The organism is Pantoea sp. CTOTU49201, from assembly GCF_032054795.1.
GTDB classification, from domain to species: Bacteria; Pseudomonadota; Gammaproteobacteria; order Enterobacterales; family Enterobacteriaceae; genus Pantoea; species Pantoea symbiotica.
Map to the genome: position 1 here is coordinate 1 of NZ_DAMBSA010000284.1, position 6,409 is coordinate 6,409.

At 56.4% G+C, this 6,409-nt stretch carries 7 protein-coding genes and 1 pseudogene; 5 read left to right on the plus strand and 3 right to left on the minus strand.

Annotation, left to right across the window (positions count from 1 at the left end):
- From RTY00_RS17640 to RTY00_RS17660, 5 genes are all read left to right on the plus strand, one after another.
- Positions 1–395, plus strand: a 395-nt coding sequence (locus RTY00_RS17640) for a methyl-accepting chemotaxis protein (protein ID WP_312665300.1), incomplete at its 5' end; no start/stop codon positions are given.
- A 100-nt stretch (positions 396–495) separates the two neighbouring features.
- Positions 496–1,719: a SpoIIE family protein phosphatase gene (locus RTY00_RS17645; RefSeq protein ID WP_312665301.1), complete on the plus strand. Its 1,224-nt coding sequence runs from the start codon at positions 496–498 to the stop codon at positions 1,717–1,719.
- A gap of 9 nt (positions 1,720–1,728) precedes the next feature.
- Positions 1,729–2,280, plus strand: a complete 552-nt coding sequence (locus tag RTY00_RS17650) for a SiaB family protein kinase (protein ID WP_154155184.1) — start codon at positions 1,729–1,731, stop codon at positions 2,278–2,280.
- 7 nt (positions 2,281–2,287) lie between these two features.
- Positions 2,288–2,674, plus strand: coding sequence for a DUF1987 domain-containing protein (locus RTY00_RS17655; protein ID WP_008103278.1), 387 nt, complete (start codon positions 2,288–2,290; stop codon positions 2,672–2,674).
- Positions 2,674–3,381 carry a GGDEF domain-containing protein gene (locus RTY00_RS17660; protein ID WP_265299481.1) on the plus strand — a complete coding sequence of 236 codons (708 nt, stop codon included), beginning with the start codon at positions 2,674–2,676 and terminating at the stop codon, positions 3,379–3,381. The genes RTY00_RS17655 and RTY00_RS17660 overlap by 1 nt, the downstream gene beginning before the upstream one ends.
- Here RTY00_RS17660 and mrdA read toward each other — a convergent pair whose 3' ends face one another.
- The 3 genes and pseudogenes from mrdA to RTY00_RS17675 form a co-directional block, all read right to left on the minus strand.
- Positions 3,382–5,256: a penicillin-binding protein 2 gene (gene mrdA, locus RTY00_RS17665; protein ID WP_312665302.1), complete on the minus strand. Its 1,875-nt coding sequence runs from the start codon at positions 5,254–5,256 to the stop codon at positions 3,382–3,384. It abuts the gene before it with no gap.
- Positions 5,257–5,444: 188 nt separating this feature from the next.
- Positions 5,445–6,158 carry a purine-nucleoside phosphorylase gene (gene deoD, locus RTY00_RS17670; RefSeq protein WP_008103284.1) on the minus strand — a complete coding sequence of 238 codons (714 nt, stop codon included), beginning with the start codon at positions 6,156–6,158 and terminating at the stop codon, positions 5,445–5,447.
- Positions 6,159–6,191: 33 nt separating this feature from the next.
- Positions 6,192–6,409: pseudogene (locus RTY00_RS17675) on the minus strand (phosphopentomutase); the annotation flags it as partial.

Sequence of the window (6,409 nt, forward strand, 5' to 3'; positions counted from 1 at the left end):
ATATCAACGATCTGAGCGAATCTTCAGACCGCATCGGCGCGATTGTCGAGAGCATCCGTCGTATTGCCGATCAAACCAACCTGCTGGCGCTGAACGCGGCGGTGGAAGCGGCGCGCGCCGGTCAACATGGTCGCAGTTTTGCCGTGGTCGCCAATGAAGTCCGCACGCTGGCGGCCAACATCAACCGCGCCACCACCGAGATTGAGAACAGGGTGCAGCAGAACCATACGCTGGCGGAGAAAGCGCTGAAAGGTATTGCATCGAATCTGAAACGTGCCGATCAAGGCGTGGTGCTGGCGAAAGAGGCTGGCGGCATGATGGCGGATATTCGCGGCAGCTCCAGCGAAGTGGTGCGTGCAATTGGGCACGTTACGGCGGCGTTGAAGGAAGAGTGATTTGTTGGCAGGTCGCCATGAATGGCGACCCTACGGATCATAAAAGTGTCACAGCCGCGCAGTAATCTAAGATAATTCCTAATCAACGTCAGATTCTTCTATGCAGCTGCCTGATTTACGCGCAGGCCTTGCCTCCTTGTCGAGTCGTTCTCGTGCGCGTTCGCTGTGCATTGCCGTGCCGTTTGTCAGTCCCGCGATGGACAACACGGCGGTGATGGCGTTGTTTACCGAGCACAAAGATCTGATTGGTTTGCCGGTGATCGAAAACGGTACGCCGTTTGGCATGATCAACCGCCATATCTTCCTGTCGCAAATGTCGCGCCCGTTTTTCCGCGAACTCTACGATCGTAAAAGCTGCATCGCCTTTATGGATAAAGAGCCGCTGGTGATCGATGCCGATACCGAACTCGATCAGGTAGCGCAACAAGTGGTGGCGACCGGCGATAAGTCGGTCACCGACGGCTTTATCCTTACCGAACAAGGCCGCTACATCGGCATTGGGCTGGGCATCGACCTGATCCGCACCGTATCGGATTTGCAGCATCAACAGCATCAGCAAATTTTGCAGAGCATCGATTACGCGCGCGTGATTCAGGACGCGATGCTCGATCGGTCCAGGCAGCAGATGGCGCAGCAGCTCAGCGATTGGTGCCTGCACTGGCAGCCGCGCGATGGCGTCGGCGGCGACTATTACGCTTTTCATCAGGATCAACACGGTTGGCTGGCGCTGATTGCCGACTGCACCGGCCACGGCATTCCCGGCGCGTTTATGACGGTGATCCTGCAATCGGCGCTGGAAAATGCGCTGCAGCAGAATCGACGCGCGCCGTCCGACGTGCTGCAATCGCTCAATCGCCATATCAAGCAAACCCTTGGCCAGCTCAACGCTTCACAGCAAACCTCGCTGTCGAACGACGGCTGCGATGCCATCGCGCTGCGTCTGGATAGCGAAAATCATCAGCTTTCATGGTCGAGCGCGCGCATGCACGCGCTGCTGCATAGCGCTGGCGGCGAGGCGGAATCGCTGAAGGCCGACCGCGTTGGTGTTGGCTATACCGATACGCCGCAGGATTACGTCTGGCCGCAGCAGCAACGCACGCTCAATCCCGGCGACATGCTGCTGGTGATGACCGATGGCGTCACCGATCAGCCCGGCGGTGAACGTCACATTATGTTTGGCAAAAAGCGCATTCAGACGCTGCTGAATCACTATCAAACGCTGCCGATGCCGGCGCTTTCCACGGCATTCGAGCAGGAATTTCTTCGTTGGCAAGGCAACCAGCCGCGACGCGATGACGTCACCTGGTTTGGCTTCCGCTATTAGAGTCACGTTATGACACCAGCTTCGAACCTCAGCCGCGTCCCGCCCGACAGCGTGGCGCTGCACTACACCGGCCTCTTTTCGCCGCAGAACATCACCGCGATGGGCGAAGTGATCAAAGTGTTTCTTGAAAATCAGCAGGCGCCGGTCAAAGTGCGGCGTCGCTTGTTCTCCAGCTTTGTCGAGATCGTGCAAAACATCCTGCGCTATTCACAAGACAGCCGCAGCACCAGCCACGCCGAGCAGGATTTCCGCTTCGGCACGGTGACGCTGCACGTTGAAGGCGACAACTACGTGCTGGAGAGCAGCAATCAGGTGGATGAAGTCGCCTGCGAGCAGCTGCGCTACTGGCTCGACCTGCTGCGCACCATGAGCAACGAAGAGATCAAACAGGCGTATCGCGTGGGATTGCGCGCCGAGAGCCCCGCCACCAGCAAAGGGGCCAACATTGGATTATTAACGCTGGCGCGCGACGTCAGCGAACCGCTGGAGTATGAACTGCGTCCGTTGGCCTCCAACGGTTACGCCACGTTTTGGCTGAAAGCCACCATTCACCAGGATTGATCGATTGATGCAAAACCTTGTTATTGCTGCCACAGAGAGCACGCCCGAAGTGAGTTTTGATTTTGCCGCCGGACAGTTTGCCCTGCGCGGTGAATCCTGGCCGGAGAACGCGGCGGCGTTTTACCGTCCGCTGCTCGACGCCTTAGAGAACTGGCAGCCGCAGCCGGGCGGCGACGTTGAAGTGAATATCGCGCTGCGCTACTTCAACAGCTCCAGCACTAAAATGCTGTTCAGCCTGTTTGATCTGTTCAACCAGCGTGCGCAGAGCGGGCAAACCGTGGCGCTCAACTGGTTCTTCGACGCCGAAGATGATGTCTCAGAAGAGTTTGGTCAGGAGCTGGCGCTGGACTTCACCGATCTGCAGGTGAATCTGCAGGCGGAAATGGCATCGTGATGGACCTCAACGAGCTGTTCCGCGAAGAGAGCGATGTGCTTAATCGCTCGCAGGATGTGGCGGCTCAAACCACGCTCAGCGCTGAGGATTATCGCGATGCGCTGCTGATGGTGAATCGCCATTACCAGCGCCTGATGCGTGAAACCTATCGCATGATCTCGCGCAGCGACCGCGCCGAGCGTGAGCTCAACCGCGTCAACGAACAGCTGCATCAGCTGGCGCAGGAGCTGGAGTACAAGGCCAGCCACGATCCGTTAACGGCGGTGTGGAATCGTGGGGCGATTATTCAGCGCATTACGCAAACATTGAGTAACGGCGCAGCGGCGCTGATCATTCTGGATATCGACCACTTCAAACGTATTAACGACGAGTTCGGTCATCCGATGGGCGATAAGGTGATTTGCGCACTGGTGTCGCGCATTCAGGCGCACTGCCCGGAAGAAGCCAGCATTGGGCGCATTGGCGGCGAAGAGTTTACCGTGCTGCTGCCGCACTATCGCTTATCCGATGCGGTGATTGTGGCGGGCGCGATTCACGCCTCGCTGAATGCTTCACCGCTGGCGGTGTTGCCCGGCCAACTGGTGACCGCCAGCCTTGGCGTCAGCTATGGCAAGCCGGGTTCCGATTTTGAGACGCTGTATAACAATGCCGATGTGGCGCTGTACGACGCCAAAAATCACGGCCGTAATCGGGTGTTCTTCCGCTGATTACTGCGCGACCGTTGCTACCGGCGGCGGTGTGGCTTCCGGCACAAAGATGTGGTCAAGAATATTGCGCATCAGCGGCGCCGCCGTGACGCCTTCGTTGCCGCCATTTTCCAGAATCAATGCCACCGCCACTTTGGGATCGTTAAACGGCGCAAACGCGGTGTAGAAGATGTGGTCACGCAGGCGCATTGGCGTCATTTTGGCGTTATAGATCTGATTCTTTTTCAGGCTGAACACCTGCGAAGTTCCCGATTTCGCCGCAATGCCGTACGGCGCGGTGTGGAAGTATTTGTAGCCGGTGCCGTTTGGCGCATTCGCCATGCCGAACATGGCGTGGCGCACCAGCGACCAGTACGGGGATTTGGCATCGCCAATCTGCGGCTGCGACAATTTTGCCTGATACGGCTGCACCACCGTGCCGCGCTGCGATTTCTCCAGCAGATGCGGATTGATGACGCGGCCATTATTCAACAGCGCTACCAGCGCTTTCACCATCTGAATCGGTGTCGCCACCCAATAACCTTGCCCAATCCCAACCGAAACGGTATCGCCCTGATACCACATCTTTTTGTGCACTTTTTGCTTCCATTCACGGCTTGGCAATAATCCGGCGTACTCTTCGTTGAGATCGATGCCGGTGGATTTGCCGTAGCCAAACTGGCTCAACATGCTGTGGATGCGATCGATGCCCATCATGAACGCCACCTGATAGAAGAAGCTATCCGCCGACTCTTCAATGGCTTTCGTCACGTCCAGCATGCCGTGACCGGTTTTTTTCCAGTCGCGATATTTACGATCGGTGCCCGGCAGCGTCCAGGTGGGCGCACCAAATATCGTAAAGCTCGGCGTAATGACTTTGGTCAGCAGCGCCGACATCGCCATATAGGGTTTTACCGTGGACGCCGGTGGATACAAGCCTTGGGTGACGCGGTTGATCAGCGGCAGGTCTTTATTCTGCAGCAGGGTTTTATAGGCTTTGTAGCTGATGCCTTTGACGAACGGGTTGGGATCGTAGCTCGGCGCGGAAACCATCGCCAGCACGCTGCCGTCGTGCGGATCTTCAATCAGCGCCGCCGCACGTTGTCCGGCCAGCTGGCTCTCGACGTATTGTTGCAGATGCAGATCGAGCGTTAGCGTGATGTTCTGACCAGCCACCGGCGGCACCTCTTTCAGCACGCGCACGATGCGGCCGTGGTTATCCACTTCCACTTCCTGATAGCCGGTTTTGCCATGCAGCAGCGATTCGTAATAGCCTTCAATGCCCTGCTTACCGATGTTGTGGTCCGCCGCGTAGTTCTCGCCAACGCCTTCTGCATTCAGCCGTTTGTAGTCGTTATCGTTGATTTTAGAAACGTAGCCGAGCACGTGCGCCAGGTCGGCGCCGTACGGATATTCGCGGTCCTGATAGGTATCAACGGTGACGCCGGTAAAGCGGAATTGATTGACGGCGAAGCGCGCCACTTCTTCGTCAGTCAGTTCCGCTTTCAGTTCGACCGGCTTGTAGCGGCTGTTCTGTTTGAGCTCGTGCTCGAAGGTTTCAATCTCTTCCGGCGTGAGATCGACAATCGGCGTCAACTCTTTCAGCGTCTCCTGCATGTTGTCGATTTTGTACGGCGTGATGTGAATGTCGTACCAGCTGACGTTGCGCACCAGCGGAATGCCGTTGCGATCAAAGATCAGACCGCGCGTGGGCGCGATGGGGATCATTTTGATGTCGTTCTCGTTGGAACGCGTCTGGTAATAGCTGTGCTGATCGACCTGCAGGCGATACAGGTTGATGCCTAAAATGGTAAAGCAGATGACAACCAGGGCAAAAGCGACAATCGCACGGCGGGCAAACAGCTTTTCTTCTGCTTCGAAATTACGGAAATTCATCAGGTGGGCTTAGTCTCTTTGTTATCACGCTAATGATAAGCAGAGATTGCTTTAGAGCCAGCACGAAGATGCACAAGCCTGGGTAAAAGTGTGTCAGATGTTTACGGTGGGAAGCCAGGTCGCCATTAATGGCGCCCCTACGACGAATGTAGGGTCGGCATTTATGCCGACCTGGTTTAACGCAGTGATTAATCGCCCAGCAGCACAGATTCCAGCGCGATCTTAATCATATCGTTGAAGGTGGTCTGACGCTCAGCCGCGGTGGTCTGCTCGTGGGTGCGGATATGATCCGACACGGTACAGATGGTCAGCGCTTTGGCACCAAACTCTGCTGCCACGCCGTAAATACCCGCTGCTTCCATCTCCACGCCGAGAATGCCGTACTTCTCCATCACGTCGAACATCTGCGGATCTGGCGTATAGAACAGATCGGCGGAGAAGATGTTACCCACGCGCGCATCAACGCCCAGCGCTTTTGCGGCATCAACCGCATTACGCACCATGTCGAAGTCCGCAATCGCGGCGAAGTCGTGATCCTTGAAGCGCATACGGTTGACTTTGGAATCGGTGCAGGCACCCATACCAATCACCACGTCACGCAGTTTCACGTCTGCACGCACCGCGCCGCAAGAACCCACACGGATGATCTTCTTCACGCCGAAATCGGTGATCAGCTCTTTGGTGTAGATCGAGCAGGATGGAATGCCCATGCCGTGACCCATCACCGAAATCTTGCGGCCTTTATAAGTACCGGTGTAACCCAACATGCCGCGCACGTTGTTCACTTCCACCACATCTTCAAGGAAGGTTTCCGCAATGTGCTTAGCGCGCAGCGGATCGCCCGGCATCAGTACGACGTCCGCGAAATCACCCATTTCTGCATTAATATGAGGCGTTGCCATGGTTATTTTCCTTATTAAATTTGGGGCGCTGTTTTACAGCATGCTCTTGCCGTAGTCCATGCTGGACAGGCCAAAATATTTTGCGATGGTCTGGCCGATATCCGCGAAGGTATCGCGGTATCCCAGCGATCCTGGCTTCACATTCGGGCCGTAGATCAGAATCGGGATGTGCTCACGCGTGTGCTCGGTGCCTTTCCAGCTGGGATCGCAGCCGTGATCGGCGGTGAGGATAAGAATGTCACCCTCTTTCA

What these genes read in the sequence shown, in the direction of transcription:
- RTY00_RS17645 (WP_312665301.1), top strand. Translation starts at nt 496, where the DNA reads ATGCAGCTGCCTGATTTACGCGCAGGCCTTGCCTCCTTGTCGAGTCGT.
- mrdA (WP_312665302.1), bottom strand. Translation starts at nt 5,256, where the DNA reads ATGAATTTCCGTAATTTCGAAGCAGAAGAAAAGCTGTTTGCCCGCCGT.
- RTY00_RS17655 (WP_008103278.1), top strand. Translation starts at nt 2,288, where the DNA reads ATGCAAAACCTTGTTATTGCTGCCACAGAGAGCACGCCCGAAGTGAGT.
- RTY00_RS17650 (WP_154155184.1), top strand. Translation starts at nt 1,729, where the DNA reads ATGACACCAGCTTCGAACCTCAGCCGCGTCCCGCCCGACAGCGTGGCG.
- RTY00_RS17660 (WP_265299481.1), top strand. Translation starts at nt 2,674, where the DNA reads ATGGACCTCAACGAGCTGTTCCGCGAAGAGAGCGATGTGCTTAATCGC.
- deoD (WP_008103284.1), bottom strand. Translation starts at nt 6,158, where the DNA reads ATGGCAACGCCTCATATTAATGCAGAAATGGGTGATTTCGCGGACGTC.